Source organism: Halorientalis marina, from assembly GCF_023028345.1.
GTDB lineage: Archaea > Halobacteriota > Halobacteria > Halobacteriales > Haloarculaceae > Halorientalis > Halorientalis marina.
On record NZ_CP095487.1, the window covers coordinates 2,658,098 to 2,675,250 of the forward strand.

The window sequence follows — 17,153 nt, forward strand, 5'->3', positions numbered from 1 at the left end:
GATACATTCACAAAGCGACGCGAGGGGGCGGCGCCGCGCGCCGGACCCATCTCAGACCCGATCCGGGAGTTTGTCGCGCTGTGTCTGCCGCCGTTCGGGCGGGAGCGTGAAGTAGTCGTTCGCGGCCACGAAGTTCTGCTGGCCGAAGTCGCTGAGCAGCATGCTGATGAAGGCGGCCTCCTTCATGGAGGTGTCCTCCCAGGTGTAGCAGTGGAGGTCACGCGAGAGTGGGTATCCCTTCGCGCCGAGGTTCTCCCCGTACTCGTAGGTCGTGCCGTCGATCTCGACGGCGATGGAGGGGACGCCACCGTCGGCCTCGACGAACGCGAGCGCGAGGTAGGCGATGGCGTTGTCCGAGTTGCTCACGAGCGTCTTGACCTGCTGGTTCTGTCCTTTCCGCACGTCGACGCCGGACATCGGGGCGTCCGGGTCGCCGAGGAGGTTCGCGCGGAAGGCGGTGTCGGTCCCCGACCCCTCCGCGCGGCCGACGGCCTGGATCTCCTTGTCCGGGCCGTCGCAGGCGTCGAGCTGGGACCAGCGCGTGATCTCGCCCTGGTAGATGGCGGGGATCTGTTCGCCGGTGAGTCCGGTCACGCCCGCGTCGTACACCTCGCGGCTGACGACGATGGGTTGTCCGTCCACGCCCACGACGTGGTCGACGAAGTTGTCGAGTCGATCCTGACCCGCGTCGGGGAACTCGGCGGCGGCCGGCGCGCTGGAGTCGGCGATGTCGATCTGCCCGCTCTCGACTTTCTCCAGGCCGGTCCCGGAGTGGCTGAGTCCGACGGTGACGCGGAACGGCGGTTCGCCGCCGCTCCCGGCCTCGAACCCGTAGAGGCCCGCCCAGTAGTCCGCATCGGCTTGTCGGTCGAGATGCCGTACCGCCCCGGCCCCCAGTACTCCTCGTCGTCGGCCGGCGGGTTCGAGTTCCACACCGACGAGCCGTCGCTCGTGATCGGATACACCGTCGAGGAGCCGCCGGCCTTCAGCGTCGACGATCCGCCGCCAGCCGACGCGCTCCCGCCGCCGAGACACCCGGCGAGCAGTGCTCCATTGGATGCGCCTGCTCCGATCAGGACCTCACGCCGTCGCACCGTTTTCCGTGTCATCGAACGGATCGACTCGGGGCAGGAGAAAAATAGGCTGCTGTTTTTTATATATTTCACCCACAGTTATATATAACAGTCAGAGAGGGACGTACTGGAACGTACCGATACACACTCCTACGGTGGGGTCCGTCGTGCTATTGCGTTCCAATTCGCGGCAGTACCGGACACGACTGCCGTTCTGACCGACTTTCGCGACCCGTGGCGGCGGAAGCCGGTGGCACCAGTGTACGGATCTGAACCGCCCGATCCGACCCTAGTGAAGTATATAGATACAACTGGTTTTATTGTCTCGGCCCCAAGACGTGTCGCCATGGAGACGCGCAAAGTGCAGGTCACGGGCGGGTCGACCTACACGGTGTCGTTGCCGAAAGACTGGGCGACCGAAAACGACGTGAGCGCCGGAAGCGTCGTCGAGTTCCACGCGGAGGGGGACTCCCTGCTGCTCACGCCCAAACGGGATGAAGACAGGGTCGAGGGCACGCTCGACGTGAGCGGCCTCGAGGGCGACCAGTTGACCCGCGCCGTGATGACGATGTACGTCAGCGGGTTCGACATCATCACCCTGGAGACACCGCGTGTCAGCGCACAGCAGCGCCGGACGATCCGCCAGGCCACGCAGGGACTCGTCGGCCTGGAAGTCATCGAGGAGACCAGCGACCGGGTCGTCCTCCAGGACCTGCTCGACTCCGCGGAGCTGTCGATCCACAACGCGATCACGCGGATGCGACTGGTCTCGGTCACGATGCTCTCCGATGCCATCGAGGCGCTGGTCGAGAACGACGACGAACTCGCCCACGACGTGAAAGAGCGCGACGACGACGTGGACCGGCTCTGGTACATGATCTCCCGGGTGTTCCGGACCGTCCTCCGGGATCCCACCGCGGCCTCCGACATCGGGCTCGACCGTGAGACCTGTTTCGACTACCAGTCCAGTGCCCGCCAGCTGGAGCGGATCGCCGACCACGCGGCCAAAATCGCCGACCTCGCGCTCGAAATCGGTCCCATCGAGGGCGACATCGCCGACGGGCTGTACGACCTCCGCGAGGCGGCCATCGACGTGCCCGAGACCGCGATGGACGCCCTGCTCGAGGACGAGGCCGAGGAAGCGACGCGACTGGCTAACGACGCCCGTGCCTCCATCCGCCCCATCGACGACCGGGCGCGCGAGGTTGACGAACTCATCCGCGGGATGAGTTCCGAGACCGCACAGGTCCTGGGACTGGTCGTCGACTCGCTGTCGCGGACCGCCGACTACGGCGGCAACATCGCCGAGAGCGCGCTCCAGAAGGCCGCCCCGCACCCCTGACCGCAACCGCTCCTGCTCGCGACCGCGCCACAGCCTCGACCGCCCGCGTCGCGGTTCGGGTTTCGGAACCTATAGTTAGATTTATGTTCGACACTCGTGCTACCAGTCGAGTGCGTGCCGGATGACGGATCCGCACGTCCGAGCCTGATCGACCACCGGTGTCGGTTTCGGCGCTTGGTACACGCTGTGGCCGGATGGTTGTTCACCGGTGGTCTTCGGAACGACGGTGAGTGGCGACGGTGCGGAGATCCGTCGAGAATCGGCGCGATAGTGGCGTTCGCCGTCGTGAACCGGGATTCGTGCGGAGAGAAAGCGGCGTTACTCGACGAGGACGGCGTTGACCTGGCCGTCCTGGCCGGGGCGGGAGGTCACGCGGGCGCGGCCCTCGCTGGTCTCGATGACTGCGCCTTTCGTGATGATGTTCCGGCGTGCGTAGTTGGGGTTTGCGTCGTTCTCGGCGACGTTCTCGATCTCGGCCTCGCGGGTCTCGCCGTCGATGGCGACGCTCGCGATGTCGGTCGTGATTGCGCGGACCTTCGTCGTGTTACCGCGCGTGTCGACGGCCTTGAGCTTGGGGTCGCCGACCTGCGTCTCGGTCGACTCCTCGCCGAGTTCGTGTTTCTTCTTCTTGTGGTTCGGCCGGAGTCGGCCGCCAGTCCGTTTGCGCGGGGAGCGTCCCTGGTATTTCATACCCGAACGTTTACGGGCTGGCACTTGAACCTCTCGACTCGTGGCCGGAAGGGCTCGGCCGCGGCGACGGCGAGTCGCTGGCACCCGGCGACTACATCGGACCGGCAACTTTAGGCGGCTGGCGGGCCGCCCGGAAGGCATGAGCCTGCGGACGGCAGTCGCCGTGCCCTTCCGACAGGAGGGGCGAGACCGGATGGGCGAGAGCGAGTTCGTCGTCGCGCTCTCGCTGGACCGCGACTGGTTCACGCCCGACCAGGCCAAGCGGTTGGTCGACGTGGCCGCCAGCGAGGGGCTCTGCACCCGCGAGAGCGGTGAAATCGTCGTCGAGTTCGCCGTCGACGAGGTCGAGGTCCCGGATGGATTCGTCCCCGACGAGTCCATTCTCCAGCAACGCTCGACGTTCGAGCGCGTCCTCGACCGCATCGTCGACGCCGGCGTCCCGAAACAGGAGGCCGTCGCGGGCATCAACGCCCTCCAGTCCGACCTCGGCGTGACGATCGAGGCCGCCGCGGTCGTCTACGCGCGCCGCGAGGGATTGGCCGTCGAGGAACTCGCGGAGCGGGCACTGGGTGAACTCTGATGGTCGAGGAACGTATCGAGGACGGCCACCGGATCGCCGAACTGCTCGCCTCGGAGGTGACCGGCCGCGATACCGGGCCGCTGGCCGCGATGGCCGTCGCGGACGCCGACCCGGACGTGACCCCGACCGACGACGGCGCGTTCGCCTACGGAATCGACCGCGACGGCGACCGACTCGCCGCCGTCTTCGTCCAGCCCGACCGCGCGTATCTGGAGTTCCAGCAGGGCGTCGACGCCGCGGTCTCGGCGGCAGAAGACGCCGACCTCCGGGTCCGCCCGAAGGCCGTCGAGCCGCCGCGGGCGCTCGTGTTCGTCGAGTCCGGGGCCGCGGTCAAGCGCGCAGTGGACGTGCTGGTGGCCGTCGCGGACGACCGGGTCGAGTAGTCCCTCAGAGTTCCGCCAGGACGCCCGGAAGTCGCTCCACCAGTTCGTCGCGGGGAATCGTCGCGACCGCATCGGGGTGGGCCTCGGGACCGCCCGGGAACGTCACCTGGATAGCGGCCATGCCGACCGCGGTCGCGCCGGCCACGTCCTTCGCCGGGCGGTCGCCGATGTAGACCGCCTCGGCGGGGTCGACGTCGAGGTTCTCACAGATACGCTCGAACGTCCGCGGATCGGGTTTTCCGGCGGGGAGCAGGCCGGTGATGACGATGGCGTCGAACAGGTCCCGCCAGCCGAGGTCGTCGATCTTCGTCGCCTGCGCCTTCTCGGGCCCGTCGGTGAGCAGGCCGAGGCGGTAGTCCGCGCGGAGGTCCCGGAGGAGCCCCTCCGCGCCGGGGATCGGTTCGAGCGCGTCGGAGATGGCCTCGCGGTAGGCCGTCGCCACGGCCTCGGGGTCGGCGCCGGGGTCGTCGAGCAGGCGGTCGAAGATGGGTGCGCGTGTCTCGTCGGCGTCGGTCTCGTCGTGAGTGTCGAGGTACTCCTCGCGGCCGATGGCCCGAACGCCGGCGCGTTCGGTGGCCTCGTCGAGCAACCGCTGGCGGTCGCGGGCGGTCACGGCGAGGGTGTAGTCGAGATCGAAGACGACCGCTCGGGGTGGCATTCGTGCTCCCTTGTCGACGGAGGGATTTGGAACCGACGGTCCTGGGCCGCGGTGTGAGGGCGCCGCCGACGGCCGCTCCGACAGGCCCTTGTGGTCGCCGGTGGTGGGGTCGACAATGACGTTCTTCGAGCGGCTCGCCGAGCGCATCGAGCGCGTCGACAGCGTGGTCTCCGTGGGGCTGGACCCGGACCCGGACCGGCTCCCGGCCCACCTCGACGACCACGACCTCCCGCGGTGGGCGTTCAACCGCCGCATCATCGACGCCACGCACGAACACGCCGCCTGCTACAAGCCCAACGTCGCCTTCTACGAGGACGCGGACGGCTGGCGCGCCCTGCGCGAGACCATCGCGTACGCACACGGGAAGGACGTGCCCGTCCTCCTCGACGCGAAGCGCGGCGATATCGGCAACACGGCCCGGCAGTACGCGACCCTCCTCGATCACGCCGACGCGATCACGGCCAACCCCTACATGGGCCGGGACTCGCTGGAGCCGTTCCTGGAACGCGACGACAAGGGCATCTTTCTCCTCTGTCGCACCTCGAACCCCGGCGGCGCGGACATCCAGGACCTCGAACTGGCCTCCGGCGAACCGGTCTACGAGCGCGTGGCCGCACTCGCCGACACCTGGAACCGCAACGGCAACGTCGGCCTCGTGGTCGGCGCCACGGCACCGGAAGAACTCGAAGAAGTCCGCGACATCGTCCCGGACATCCCCTTCCTCGTCCCCGGCGTGGGCGCACAGGGCGGCGACGCCGAGGCCGCGGTCGAGCACGGCCTCGCCGAGCTGGACGAGCGGAGCTCGTCGGCAGACCGGACGAAGTCCGGTATTGGAGTCGGCCTCGTGAACTCCTCGCGTGGCATCATCTTCGCGGGAGAGGACCGGGGCGAGGACTTCCACAAGGCCAGCGGGCAGGCGGCGAAGGAGCTGAAACAGCGGCTGAACCAGTATCGGTGACGGCGTTTTAATACTCGTAGGTGTCGACGCCGTCGGGTGCGTCGTCGGGGACCCGATTCGGGTTCTGTCCCTGTCCGCCGCCAACGTCGGAGAGGCACTCGACACAGAGGCCGGTGTCCTCGTCGAAGTGCTCGTCACAGACCAGCTGGGCACAGCGCAAGCAGGTGTGGCGGACCTCGCCAGTGCCACAGATTTCACAGATGCCGGAGACGCTCATGTGATGATCTAGCACGCCGGAGGGGTTTCAGTCTGTCGAGGGAAGTGGCAGGTGCGGTAGTTGCCGGCCGATGGCGAGAGGCTTACGGTGCTTTGGCCCGAAGTGGTGCTCGTGCATCACGAGCGGCTCATCTCGGGTGTCGCGGGCGCGCTCGGCCTCTCAGCGGTGGCCGTGACGGTCGTGGCGTTCGTCTACGGGGTGTACGCGCTCGTCATCCTCTCGATCATGCTCGGCGTGGCCGCGGGGTTCATGTGGTACCAGGCCAGCGGCCGCCTCGCGGCGAAGGTGTACCGGTCGGTCGAACAGCAGGGCCGCCAGAACCGTGGCCGGCGGCGGACGCGGACCCGCACCCGGGAGACGGGCGGGTTCGGGGCCGGACCGCGGGAGGACTGGACGCCACCCGGTGACCGCGACGGTCGCGGCGGCCGCCAGCGAGCGCGCGCGAACGGCAGCGGTGGCGGGCGAGGGCCTGGCGGAGCGCGCCAGCAGCGCCGGACGGCACCGTCGACGACGCCGACGATGGGACGGACGGAAGCCTACCGCGCGCTCGGGCTCAGCCCCGACGCGGACGAGGACGCGGTCAAGCGGGCCTACCGCGAGAAAGTCAAGGAGGTCCACCCCGACACCGACGGCGGCGACGAGGAGGCGTTCAAGAAGGTGAACCGCGCGTACGAGCGGCTGACCTGACGAGCGACCGCCAGTCGGCTATTCTTCGCGGCGGTCGAGGTAGCCGAGCGCGCCAGCGACGTCCCGCTCCAGCGTGTACATCTCCCAGTCGCCCTCGAGTTCCGCCACGAGATCGTCGATGTCGTCACCGACCGCCTCGCGAGCGGCCGCCACGTCGTCGATCCACTGCGGGAGCACCCGCTCGTAGGCGTCGAGTTCCGCCATCGCGTCCTCGCCCGGCCCGAAGTGGGTGAAGAGGAGCCGCGAGGGGTCGAGTTCGCGCAGGCGGTCGATGGTTTCCAGGTTGGCCTCCAGGTCGAAACTCGGCGGGGGGGTCGAGGGCGCGACGCGCTTCTCCTCGGGGTGGAACGCGCCGACGGCGTCGGCGCTGAAGAGCATCCGGCTCTCCGGGTCGAGCGCGACGTAGTGGTGCGGGGCGTGGCCCGGCGCGTCCGTGATTTCGAGGACGCGGTCGCCGAGGTCGAACGTCTCGCCGCCGGCGACGGCTGCACACCGCTCGCGCGGGAGCGGGTCGGGGCTGCCGTACGGGTCCTCGAAGCCGATGGCCGCCGAGACGCTCGCCAGCAGGCGGTCGAGTTTCTCGGGGTCTGTGAGGTAGGGCAGGCCGCGTTCGTGAACGACGGCGGTGGCGTTCGGACAGGCGTCGAGCAGTCGCTCGGCACCGGCGGCGTGGTCGAGGTGGACGTGGCTGACGAACACGTAGGCCACGTCCGCTCTGTCGACGCCGACCGCGGCCAGCGCGTCGAGAATGCGGTCGGCGCTGGTCTCGGTGCCGGCGTCGAGCAGGGCCGGCCGGTCGGCGTCGAGGACGTAGGAGGCGAGCGCCTCCTCCATCCCGAACATCTCGTTGTCGACGAGGTAGGTGTCGGGGCACCCCTCGATGGGAGGCACGTCCATACCCCGACCACGGACCGCGGCTACTTATGCGACACGAGCGGCAACGACGAGTATGGACGAGGCAGACGCTCGGCGGCGCGCGGCCACGACTGCGGGGGGCCTGCAGTGACGCCGCCGCTGGCCGTCGACATCGACGGGACGCTGACCGACGACCGGCGCCGGGTCGACCCCCGGGTGTTCCCGGTGCTGCGCGAGTGGGACGCGCCGGTCGTCGTCGCGACCGGGAAGGCCTTCCCCTATCCCGTCGCGCTGTGTGAGTTCCTCGGGATTCCCATCACCGTCATCGCGGAGAACGGCGGCGTGGTCGCCATCGAGGGCGACGAGGTGGTCTTCACCGGCGATCCCGAGGGGGCCCGCGCGGTCGCGGACGCCTACGCGGCGGCCGGCCACGGCCTCGGCTGGGGCGAGCCGGACTTCGTGAACCGCTGGCGCGAGACCGAACTCGCGGTCAGCCGAGACCAGCCGTTCGACGTCCTCGAGCGGGTCGCCGAGAAAGAGGGCCTCGCAGTCGTGGACACGGGCTTTGCCTACCACGTCAAAGCGCCGGACGTGGACAAGGGTCAGGGATTGCTCGCCGTCGCCGAGGCGCTGGACCGCGAGCCGTCGGCGTTCGCGGCCGTCGGGGACTCGGAGAACGACGCGGCCATGTTCGCGGTCGCCGGCGAGTCCTACGCGGTCGGGAACGCCGACGAGACCGCGAAGGAGGCGGCCGATACCGTGCTCGACGAGCGCTACGTCGACGGCTTCCTCGCCGCCACCGAGGCGATCCGCGGGGAGTGAGATCGTTCCGAGAACCAGCCGTCGAGTGCCGACGGTGGCCCGCCGAATCGGTCGGTGTCGATACGGGACGGCTCGGGAGCGCTACTGTGTGAAACAATCACGTCATCCGAGAAGCCTTTTATAGAGTGCGGTGTTATCGATTGGCATGAGCCCCGACCGGGCCGCCCTCCGGCACGCCATCGAGCGTGGCGAGGAGGAGGGTGGCAGCGTCGAGTTCAAAGAGCGGCTCACGAAAGACCTACACGCGACCGAGGGGCGGTTCGAGAGTCTCGCCGCCCAGCTCCGGCACCGCGTGCTCTCGGGCGACGGCGAGGCGACCTACGTCGTCGGCGTCACCGACGACGGCGGCATCGCCGGGATCGCGCCCGACGACTTCTCCGAGTCGATGGACGTACTGAGCCTCCTGGCCGAGGAGGCAGACGCCCACATCGAGGACGTGGAGACGTGGGGCGTCGGCGACGGCGACGGCATCGTCGGCGTCGCGACCGTCCGCGAGGGATCGGTGATGGAAGACGACGAGCACATCGTCGTCGGGACCGCCGGCCACGTCGACCACGGGAAGTCCACGCTCGTCGGCTCGCTCGTCACCGGCGAGGCCGACGACGGCGAGGGCGGCACGCGTGGCTTCCTCGATGTCCAGCCCCACGAGGTCGAGCGCGGCCTCTCGGCGGACCTCTCCTACGGCGTCTACGGGTTCACCGACGACGGGCCCGTCCGGATGGACAACCCGCACCGGAAGTCCGACCGGGCGAGCGTCGTCGCGGAGGCCGACCGCCTCGTGAGCTTCGTCGACACCGTCGGCCACGAGCCCTGGCTCCGAACCACCATCCGCGGCCTGGTCGGGCAGAAACTCGACTACGGCCTCCTCACCGTCGCCGCCGACGACGGCCCCACCAAGACCACTCGCGAGCATCTGGGCATTCTGCTCGCGACCGACCTGCCCACGATGGTCGCCATCACGAAGGCCGACCTCGTCGACGAGGAGCGCATCCGCGAGGTCGAGCGCGAGGTCGAGCGACTCCTCCGGGAGGTCGACAAGACGCCCCTGCGCGTCGAACGCCACGGCGTCGACGCCGCCATCGAGGAGATCAGCGAGACCGTCGTCCCCATCGTCACGACGAGCGCCGTGACGAAAGAAGGACTCGGGGAACTCGACGAACTGTTCGAGCGCCTGCCCAAAACGGCCGGGAGCGAGGCCGCGAACCGCGAGTTCACGATGTACGTCGACCGGACGTACAACGTCACCGGCGTCGGCGCAGTCACGTCGGGCACCATCCGCTCCGGGACTGTCGAGGCCGGCGACGAACTCCTGCTCGGACCGATGCCCGACGGCCGCTTCCGCGAGGTCGAGGTCCGGTCCATCGAGATGCACTACCACCGCGTCGACCGCGCCGAGGCCGGCCGCATCGTCGGCATCGCGCTCAAGGGCGTCGAGGAACGCGAGATCGAGCGCGGGATGGTCCTGCTCCCCGCCGACGCCGACCCCACGCCCGTCCGGGAGTTCGAGGCCGAGGTCGTCGTCCTCAACCATCCCACCCGCATCGGGAACGGCTACGAGCCGGTCGTCCACCTCGAAACCGTCAGCGAAGCCGCGGCGTTCTACCCCGAGGGCGGTCAACTGCTCCCCGGGGACAACGGCCAGTCCCGAGTCCGGTTCAAGTTCCGCCCCTACTACGTCGAGGAGGGCCAGAAGTTCGTCTTCCGCGAGGGCCGCTCGAAGGGCGTCGGCACCGTGACCGACGTGACGCCCGCGGAGTAGCTACTCGCGCAGGACCGACCGCAGGAGCTTCGATTCTGCCTTTCGCAGGTGTTCGGCGGCCGTGCTGGGCGCACAGCCGATGGCGTCGGCCACGTCCTCGTGGCTGGCCGTCCGGGGCACGTCGTAGTACCCCAGATCGAGGGCGGCCGCGGCGGCCTTGCGCTGGCGGGCGCTCAGGCGCGTCTCGGCCAGTGCCGCCAGCGCGCCCAGGCCGCCGACCTCCTCGATCTCGACCCGGACCGGCGGGCCGATCGACTCGAAGGCGTCCTGGATCGCCGCGTCGGGGCCGAACACCGACAGCGTGACCGTCCCGTCCTCGTGGTAGACGATGGGCGGGACGATCACCAGCGCCCGGTCGGTGAGCGGGTCGAACATGGCCCGGAGGTCGCCGGTCGTCTCGTCGTGGACGTAGGCGTAGAAGGCGTCCTCGCCGGCGGGTTGGAGTTCGTAGTCGACGACCGCGTCGACCTCGGCCGCGGCCGCGTCGAAGGCGTCGATGTCGCCCTCGACGTAGTGGAGGATGCCGAGTTCCTCGCCGGTGAAGTTCACCTGCATCGCCGTCGCCCGCTCGACGAAGGGGGCGTTCGCCAGCACGTCGTACATCGGGTGGATCTCCGCTTCCCGCCCGTCGGCGGTGATGCGCACGCGGACGTGCTTCATCGTCGGGGGCTTCCACGGCCAGCACTTAAACCCCCCGGGCCAGTGCCGCAGCAGGCACTCGGGCGTTCGGCGACGATCTGTGAGTATGACAGTGACGCTGCTGACCGGCGCGACCGGGACGCTCGGAACCGCACTGCGACCGCGACTGCTCGACGCAGGGCACGAGGTCCGGGCGGCGAGTCGCTCGCCGCCGGCGGAGGGCGACGGTGACGGTATCGAGTGGATCGAACTGGATCTCGTCGAGGGGACCGGTATCGAGGCGGCCGTGGACGGCGCCGAGGTGGTCGTCCACGCCGCGACCGCACCACAGGGCGACACCGAAGCGGTCGACGTGGAGGGGACGAAACGGTTGCTCGCCGCGGCCGCCGACGCCGGCGTCTCGAACTTCGTCTACCCCTCCATCGTCGGCGTCGGCGACATTCCGTTCGCCTACTACGAGCACAAGTCGGCCGCGGAGGAGGCCGTGGTGGCGAGCGACGTGCCCGAATCCGTCGTTCGCGCGACGCAGTTCCACGAGTTCGTCGACGAACTGCTCTCCGGGGTCGCGCGGCTCCCGCTCTGGCCGCTCCCGACGAAACTGGAGAGCCAGCCCATCGACGTGGGCGAGGCCGCGGACGAAGTCGCCGCGCACGCGACGCCCGAGCCGTCGGGCCGAGTACCTGCCGTCGGCGGCCCCGAGGTCCTGACCCTCGGCGAGATGGCGAAAGCGTACCGCGAGGCGCGGGGCTTGCGGCGGCCCATCGTCCGGCTTCCACTGCCCGGGAAGGTCGCGTCGGGGTTCCGCGCGGGGAGGGCGACCTGCCCGGACCGGCGGGTCGGAACGACGACCTGGGCGGCGTGGCTCGACCGCGAGTACGGGGCGGGCGAACGGGATGCGAGGGCGGCGTCGGCCTCACCGTCCTGACGAGGTCCAGGGCGGGTCGGTGAGGTCGTGCATCGAATCGAGCCGGTAGTCGGGGGCGGTGACGGGGTCGTCGTCACCGTCCGCGAGGAGGGCGACGCGGAGGCCGGCGGCGTCGGCGCCCCACACGTCCGCGCGGATGGAGTTGCCCACGTGGACGGTCCGCCGGGGCGGGACGTCGAGGTCGGAGAGAGCCTTCAGGAAGGGATTGGGTTCGGGCTTGGGCGCGGTCTCGTAGCCGGCGTAGACGACCGTCTCGAAGGCATCGGCGATGCCGAGGGCGTCGAGTTTGCCGTCCTGGGTCTCGGGGCCGCCGTTGGTGACCAGGGCGAGCCGGTACCGGTCGGCGAGCGACTCGACGGCCTCGATAGCGCCCGGGAGCGGTCGCACGTCGCGGTGGTCGCGCAGCCCGGCGTAGACGGCGGCGAGGCGGCGGCCGACGACCGGGTCCTCGCCGGCAGCGGCCACGAGGTTCCGGAAGGCGGCCTCGCGGCGTTCGGTCATCGTCTCGTCGGTGACGATCTGTGAGAACAGCTCTTCGCGGTACTCCTCGGCGGTGAAGACGGGGTCGAGTCCGAGTTCGGCGAACGAGCGCGCGAGCAGGTCGCTCGTCGGCTCCCGGTACTCGCAGATCGTCCCGTCGAGGTCGAGAAACACCGCCTCGACCGACCCGGCGCTCATCGCGACGGCCTACGGACGGCGGCGTGAAAAGAACCGGGTCCGCCGCAGTTACCGCCGCACCCACGGCGGCTCGGCGAGGTCGTGCATCGAATCGAGCCGGTAGTCCGGGACGGGGTCGGGGTCGGTCCCGCCGCCGACCTCGCCGCCGGTGTACCACGCGGCCCGCAGGCCCGCCCGCTTCGCGCCGGGGACGTCCGAGTGCAGGGAGTTGCCGACGTGGACCGCCCGCCCGGGTGCCACGTCGAGGTCGGCGAGGACGTGGTGGAACGGGTCTGGTTCCGGCTTGGGCGGCGTGTCGTAGCCGGCGTGGACGACCGCCTCGAAGGCGTCGGCGAGGCCGAGCGCGTCGAGTTTCGCCCCCTGCATCCCGGGGTCGCCGTTGGTCACCAGCGCGACGGCGTGGTCCTCGCCGAGTCGCTCGACGGCTTCGATGGCACCCGGCGTCGGATCGACGGCGCGGTGGTCCCGTTCGGCGGCGTAGGCCCGTGCGACCGCGCGGCCTGTCGACGGGTCCTGCCCGCGGTCGCGGGCGAGGGCCGCGAAGCAGTTCGACCGCAGGTCCGTCACGTCGTCGCTCTCGGCGACGAACTCCGAGTAGCGTGCGTGGTAGTCCTCGACGGTGAAGAAAGGGTCGACGCCGACCTCGGCGAAGGCCGTATCGAGGAGGTCCGCGCCGCTCTGTCGGTAGGTACAGAGCGTATCGTCGAGGTCGAAACAGACCGCCTCGATCCGTCCGTCGGCGTGCTCGCGCATGGATCGGGATACGACGCCGGAGCGCATAAGCAATCGGGCGGGGAGTGGGGCGGGGCCGCGCGGCGGGGAGTCGCGCGGCGCGGTCGGTCACGCGGGCCGATAGTAGTCGCCGTCCCGCGTCGCCAGGCCGAACAGCACCGCCCAGTCGAGGAGTCGCCGGGCCCGGTCGGTCCAGACCCGCTCCCAGTCGTCGTGCCGGTTGCGTTCCCAGGTCGGAACTGCGGGCCGGAGAGCGTCGAAGGCGTCGGCGACGGCGAGTGAGTCGTCGGTCGTCTCAGAAGCGTCGTCGGCCGAGTCGGAGTCGTCGTCGACCGAGTCGGAGCCGTTGCTGGCCGCGTCGAGGGCGTCGAGCAGTTCCTGCGCGCCGAATACGCGCTCGCGGAACGCGGCGGCGACCGCGTCGTCGTCGGGGTCGCGGTCGGTGCGGCGGAAGCCACGGGCGGTTTCGGTGGCGAGACCGACCGCGTCGAGGAAGGTCAGCCACTCGCGGCCGTCGTCACGGCTCGCGAGGTCGAGGCGGTCCCGCAGGCGCGCACAGCAGTCGTCCTCGGGGCTCGGGACGCGCGGGACGGCCCGCTGTGCCTTCGCCAGGCCGTCGCGGTCGGCCGGCGGGTCCGGGACGACCTTGTACCTCACAGGTCGAAGCTCTCGGCGAGCAAGGACTCGTTCACGTCGCCGTGGACGGAGGTGGGGCCGCCGACCACGTCGACGGTGACCTGGGCCGGGGCGAAGACGGACTCGGGCACCTCGTAGAAGTCCCAGTCGGCCGCCTCGAACACCTCGGCGAAGGGCGTCCCGTACTCCTCGGTCGCCGAGGAGGGGACCTCGTCGAAGCGGTCGAAGTCGCTGTCGACGACGAGGTGGACCTGCCCGCCGTAGGCCAGCGCGTCGTTGGTGCGAGCGATGGCCGTCTCCTCGTCGTCGGCGACGGGTGCGACGGGCGCGGTCCCCGAGACCGAGAGGACGTCGAGCGGATCGTACCCGAGTTCGGTGAGCCGGAACGTGGCGAGTTCGGCGGCGCGAGCGGCCATCTGGACGCTCCCGGTGATGCTGGCGGTGGAGAAGGGGAGGAGGAAGACGGCGCTCTCGGGCACGTCGGCGAGGTCCGCGACGTGTTCGGCGACGGTCTCGTCGGGGACGTCGTCGGTCTCGACGGCGAGGACGGCGAAGTCGAAGTCGTCGCGGTAGCCCATCCGCTGGAAGATTTCCTCCTCGGCGACGAGCGCGCGGGCCGGGCCGCTGCCCAGGCCCTCGAAACCGTCGACGCTGACCTCCCAGCCGGCTTTCTGTCCGCAGAGCAGCGCGAGTGCGGGGTGGTCGGTCGACAGTTCGACGTGGGTCAGCGGCGCGCCGTCGACCTCCGAGAGCGTCGTTCCCACCGTCGTCAGGCCCGCGGTCTGGATCTCGGCGAGCAGGAGGCCGGCTTCGATGCCGCCGGGTACCTGGACGCCGAAGTCCACGACCGTCGCCTCGTTCGAGAGCGGCGAGACGGCGACGTTCAGCTCGTCGGCGAAGTCGATGGCCTCGTCGACGAGGTCCGTCGCCATGCGATTGAGACTCTCCATGTTCCCCGGTTCGGCGGCCCGCCTTTTATCCCTCGTGGTCGGTCACGGGGGCGCTGGCCGCCGGCGATCAGGACTGTCGAGACTGGGCGAGTGAGAAACGAGAGTGAGGTGGCCGGCGGCGAGGGGGAGGCCGACCGGCCGGGGGTTCGGCAGTGGTCCGTGGGCCCAGCCCAGAGGGAGGCGGGACCGGGTTCGGACCGGACACGAGATGGTGTGGTGTTGAGGGAGGGGGTATCAGCAGGGGCCGGTCCAGGTGCAGTCGAGACAACTGAACAGGCCCTGGCCGTTGACCGTCGCGGCGCCACAGTCCGGACAGGCCGAGGAACCGCCGTCGGTCATGACGACCGTCTCGCCGTCGTCGGTCGTGGTCGTCGTCTCCGCCCCGTCGACCGTCTCGGTCGTCTCGGTCGTCGACTCCCCGAGCGTGTCCGGGAGTTCGGGATGACAGTTCGCACAGACCCAGCGTACCTCACGGCGCGTCTCGGTCTCGAACGCACGGTGCCGCCATACGTGGATTACGTCCGCACCACAGTCGTTGCATTCCGTCATGGTGTACCTGTACAATCAGGCCGGTATTACTAAAGTCTTCCCCTGAACGTCCACTAATTCGCCTCAGATAGGCATATTGTCCTTATATTTTGCCAAATAGGGTTACGTTCGACAAAATATACGATGACGTTTACTCCGTTCGTTGTATTCTGTGCCGAACAGAGGTCGTTCGATTCACTGTTTCGATCAGAATTTCGAATCCGGCGACTGGGTCACGGGAAAGATGACTGTTTGTCAGGCCAGTGGACCGACGGCGAGCCACGCTATGAAGACGGCGAGCGCGCCGGTCGACGTGCTGACGACGGCGTGAACGCGGAGGCGGTCGAGGAGTTCGTGGGCGTCGGGGGTGACCGAGGCGACCTCGCCGACTTCGCCGCCGACCTCACAGCGGGGCAGGAAGTCCATGGCGATGTGGAGGAACACGCCGGCGGCGAAGCCGAACACGACGGCGTTGAGTGCGGGGATGTTCGGGAGCGAGACGAGTGCCGTCGGGATGGCGGTCAGACCCACGCCGGCCGCGGGCAGGAGGATGACCGACGGCGACTGGTCCGCGCCCGCGAGCCGCCGGGCCGCGGCGTAACCGGCGGGACCCTTGTGTGAGACGATGGAGACCCCGAGCAGGAGTCCCAGTTCCGGGAGCGCCCCGTAGACGAGGCCGATGATCGCGCCCGCGGGCAGTGCGTGGGCGGCCAACTGGACGGCGGTATCGTCGAAACCCGCGCCGACGTGCGAGAGCCGGTGGCCGATCACGTGCGCGCCGAAGCCGACGAGGATGCCGGCCGCGATGCCCGCGCCGCCGACCCGGGCGTCGAACCCGATGGCCTGCGGGACGAGAAAGAGCGCCGCGCTCGTGATCATCGCGCCGCTCGCCAGTCCGTACCCCCACACGAGTCGCTTCGCGTCCGTCGCCGCGGCCGCGCGCGTCCCGAGCGGGATCGCCCCAGCCATCGCCGCGAACGCGACCCACGAGATCGTCAGCACCTTCCAGAGGTCCGCCCACACCGCGACGGCCGAGAGGGACACGAGCACGACGACGCTCCCCACCCCCACGGTCGAAATACCCCGGCCAGTGTTATTAACTTCAGTAGCCACGTTAATACCTTATGCAGAAATCGTGGATTTCGGATAATAAAGCCACCGGTCGCGGGCGGGGGCACGGGGACGCTGGAGCGAAAGCGGGTGCGGCGGGGGCGGGGAGTACGGAGGCGGGCCCGAGGAGTCAGCGCGTCGCCTGCTTCCAGGCCTTGAGATCCACGATCTCGCCGTCGACCGTCTCGGCAGGAGCGTCGGCGGCCCAGCGGAACATCGGGGCCACGTCGTCCGGGTCGCGGCCCGTTCCACCGGTGAGGTCGGTCGCGACCTGCCCCGGGTCGACGACGGCGACGGCCTGGTCGAGATCGGCGGCGAACCCGCGGGCGACGGCCTCCGCGGCCGCCTTCGAGACCGCGTAGGAACCGAACCCGCCCATCGCCTCCCGCGCGACCGCGCCGGAGGGAACGAGGACGCGTCCGTCGTCGGCGAGGTGAGGGACGGCCTCGCGGACCGTCGTGAAGACCCCGCGTGCGTTCGTCCGGAAATGGTCGTCGAACGCGGCGTAAGATTCGGCCGGAAGTGGCGTCTCACCCGCTTCGCCGTGGTAGACGCCGGCGTTGGCGACGACGAGGTCTATCTCGCCCCCCTCGCGGGCCGCGGTCTCCATCAGCCGCTCCACGTCGAACTCGTCGCGCACGTCCGCCCGCATCGCCGTCACGGTTCCCCCATCGGCGCGAATCGTTTCTGCGGTCCTATCGAGTGCCTCGTCGTCGCGGGCACAGCAGACGACGTGTGCCCCGTCCCCGGCGAACAGGCGGGCAAGGGCGGCGCCGAGTCCGCGACTCGCACCGGTCACTACGGCGGTGGTCCCGTCCATGTCGTCACTGTCGGCCCGCCCGTTCTAACCCCTTGCCCCTCCGGAAACCAGCACAGGCGGAGACGTACCCAACTGATGGTCCGTCCCTTTTATATCGATTCGACCCGGATT

At 69.6% G+C, this 17,153-nt stretch carries 20 protein-coding genes and 1 pseudogene; 8 read left to right on the plus strand and 13 right to left on the minus strand.

Annotated features, from left to right (window positions below; translation table 11 throughout):
- Positions 1-51 precede the first annotated feature (51 nt).
- A pseudogene (locus tag MUG96_RS13655) lies at positions 52-1,109 on the minus strand (PstS family phosphate ABC transporter substrate-binding protein).
- 310 nt (positions 1,110-1,419) lie between these two features.
- On the opposite strand from MUG96_RS13655, the gene MUG96_RS13660 reads away from it, so the two are divergent.
- Positions 1,420-2,415 carry a phosphate uptake regulator PhoU gene (locus MUG96_RS13660; RefSeq protein ID WP_246983592.1) on the plus strand — a complete coding sequence of 332 codons (996 nt, stop codon included), beginning with the start codon at positions 1,420-1,422 and terminating at the stop codon, positions 2,413-2,415.
- A gap of 318 nt (positions 2,416-2,733) precedes the next feature.
- On the opposite strand, the gene MUG96_RS13665 is transcribed toward MUG96_RS13660, so the two are convergent.
- Positions 2,734-3,105 carry a 30S ribosomal protein S8e gene (locus MUG96_RS13665; protein ID WP_246983594.1) on the minus strand — a complete coding sequence of 124 codons (372 nt, stop codon included), beginning with the start codon at positions 3,103-3,105 and terminating at the stop codon, positions 2,734-2,736.
- A 139-nt stretch (positions 3,106-3,244) separates the two neighbouring features.
- Between MUG96_RS13665 and MUG96_RS13670 the strand changes: the two genes are divergently transcribed.
- Together MUG96_RS13670 and MUG96_RS13675 are read left to right on the plus strand one after the other, a co-directional pair.
- Positions 3,245-3,685 (plus strand): DUF2240 family protein, encoded by a 441-nt coding sequence (locus MUG96_RS13670; RefSeq protein WP_246983596.1) that lies wholly within the window; start codon positions 3,245-3,247, stop codon positions 3,683-3,685.
- On the plus strand, positions 3,685-4,068 hold the full coding sequence (locus tag MUG96_RS13675) for a DUF7993 family protein (protein WP_246983598.1): 384 nt from the start codon (positions 3,685-3,687) through the stop codon (positions 4,066-4,068). The genes MUG96_RS13670 and MUG96_RS13675 overlap by 1 nt, the downstream gene beginning before the upstream one ends.
- Positions 4,069-4,072: 4 nt before the next feature.
- Here the strand turns inward: MUG96_RS13675 and MUG96_RS13680 are convergent, their stop codons facing one another.
- Positions 4,073-4,726, minus strand: coding sequence for an HAD family hydrolase (locus tag MUG96_RS13680; protein ID WP_246983600.1), 654 nt, complete (start codon positions 4,724-4,726; stop codon positions 4,073-4,075).
- Positions 4,727-4,841: 115 nt separating this feature from the next.
- On the opposite strand from MUG96_RS13680, the gene pyrF reads away from it, so the two are divergent.
- Positions 4,842-5,684 (plus strand): orotidine-5'-phosphate decarboxylase, encoded by an 843-nt coding sequence (gene pyrF / locus MUG96_RS13685; RefSeq protein WP_246983601.1) that lies wholly within the window; start codon positions 4,842-4,844, stop codon positions 5,682-5,684.
- 7 nt (positions 5,685-5,691) lie between these two features.
- Here the strand turns inward: pyrF and MUG96_RS13690 are convergent, their stop codons facing one another.
- Positions 5,692-5,901 (minus strand): hypothetical protein, encoded by a 210-nt coding sequence (locus tag MUG96_RS13690; RefSeq protein ID WP_246983603.1) that lies wholly within the window; start codon positions 5,899-5,901, stop codon positions 5,692-5,694.
- 111 nt (positions 5,902-6,012) lie between these two features.
- Between MUG96_RS13690 and MUG96_RS13695 the strand changes: the two genes are divergently transcribed.
- Positions 6,013-6,588, plus strand: coding sequence for a J domain-containing protein (locus tag MUG96_RS13695; protein WP_246983605.1), 576 nt, complete (start codon positions 6,013-6,015; stop codon positions 6,586-6,588).
- Between the two features lie 18 nt (positions 6,589-6,606).
- Here the strand turns inward: MUG96_RS13695 and MUG96_RS13700 are convergent, their stop codons facing one another.
- Entirely contained in the window at positions 6,607-7,485 is an 879-nt protein-coding gene (locus MUG96_RS13700; RefSeq protein ID WP_246983607.1) for an MBL fold metallo-hydrolase, read from the minus strand.
- 105 nt (positions 7,486-7,590) lie between these two features.
- Between MUG96_RS13700 and MUG96_RS13705 the strand changes: the two genes are divergently transcribed.
- Both MUG96_RS13705 and MUG96_RS13710 read left to right on the plus strand, forming a co-directional pair.
- Positions 7,591-8,265 carry a phosphoglycolate phosphatase gene (locus MUG96_RS13705; protein WP_246983609.1) on the plus strand — a complete coding sequence of 225 codons (675 nt, stop codon included), beginning with the start codon at positions 7,591-7,593 and terminating at the stop codon, positions 8,263-8,265.
- Between the two features lie 145 nt (positions 8,266-8,410).
- Positions 8,411-10,024, plus strand: a complete 1,614-nt coding sequence (locus MUG96_RS13710; RefSeq protein WP_246983610.1) for a GTPBP1 family GTP-binding protein — start codon at positions 8,411-8,413, stop codon at positions 10,022-10,024.
- On the opposite strand, the gene MUG96_RS13715 is transcribed toward MUG96_RS13710, so the two are convergent.
- Complete coding sequence (locus tag MUG96_RS13715; protein WP_246983612.1) at positions 10,025-10,684, minus strand: helix-turn-helix domain-containing protein; 660 nt, start codon at positions 10,682-10,684, stop codon at positions 10,025-10,027.
- An 85-nt stretch (positions 10,685-10,769) separates the two neighbouring features.
- On the opposite strand from MUG96_RS13715, the gene MUG96_RS13720 reads away from it, so the two are divergent.
- Positions 10,770-11,588 carry an SDR family oxidoreductase gene (locus MUG96_RS13720; protein ID WP_246983614.1) on the plus strand — a complete coding sequence of 273 codons (819 nt, stop codon included), beginning with the start codon at positions 10,770-10,772 and terminating at the stop codon, positions 11,586-11,588.
- Here MUG96_RS13720 and MUG96_RS13725 read toward each other — a convergent pair.
- The 7 genes from MUG96_RS13725 to MUG96_RS13755 form a co-directional block, all read right to left on the minus strand.
- Positions 11,577-12,266 carry an HAD family hydrolase gene (locus MUG96_RS13725; RefSeq protein ID WP_246983616.1) on the minus strand — a complete coding sequence of 230 codons (690 nt, stop codon included), beginning with the start codon at positions 12,264-12,266 and terminating at the stop codon, positions 11,577-11,579. The genes MUG96_RS13720 and MUG96_RS13725 overlap by 12 nt on opposite strands.
- A 48-nt stretch (positions 12,267-12,314) precedes the next feature.
- A complete protein-coding gene (locus tag MUG96_RS13730) occupies positions 12,315-13,019 on the minus strand; it encodes an HAD family hydrolase (protein WP_246983618.1) in 705 nt (234 codons plus the stop codon).
- Positions 13,020-13,106: 87 nt separating this feature from the next.
- Entirely contained in the window at positions 13,107-13,655 is a 549-nt protein-coding gene (locus MUG96_RS13735; protein WP_246983620.1) for a double winged helix-containing putative transcriptional regulator, read from the minus strand.
- Positions 13,652-14,584, minus strand: coding sequence for a methenyltetrahydromethanopterin cyclohydrolase (gene mch / locus MUG96_RS13740; RefSeq protein ID WP_246983623.1), 933 nt, complete (start codon positions 14,582-14,584; stop codon positions 13,652-13,654). The genes MUG96_RS13735 and mch overlap by 4 nt, the downstream gene beginning before the upstream one ends.
- A gap of 234 nt (positions 14,585-14,818) precedes the next feature.
- The gene (locus MUG96_RS13745; RefSeq protein ID WP_246983625.1) at positions 14,819-15,133 is read right to left on the minus strand and encodes a hypothetical protein; all 315 of its coding nucleotides are present in this window, start codon (positions 15,131-15,133) and stop codon (positions 14,819-14,821) included.
- 234 nt (positions 15,134-15,367) lie between these two features.
- On the minus strand, positions 15,368-16,192 hold the full coding sequence (locus MUG96_RS13750; RefSeq protein WP_246988685.1) for a ZIP family metal transporter: 825 nt from the start codon (positions 16,190-16,192) through the stop codon (positions 15,368-15,370).
- A gap of 160 nt (positions 16,193-16,352) precedes the next feature.
- Positions 16,353-17,042 (minus strand): SDR family NAD(P)-dependent oxidoreductase, encoded by a 690-nt coding sequence (locus MUG96_RS13755; RefSeq protein ID WP_246983627.1) that lies wholly within the window; start codon positions 17,040-17,042, stop codon positions 16,353-16,355.
- Positions 17,043-17,153: the final 111 nt, after the last annotated feature.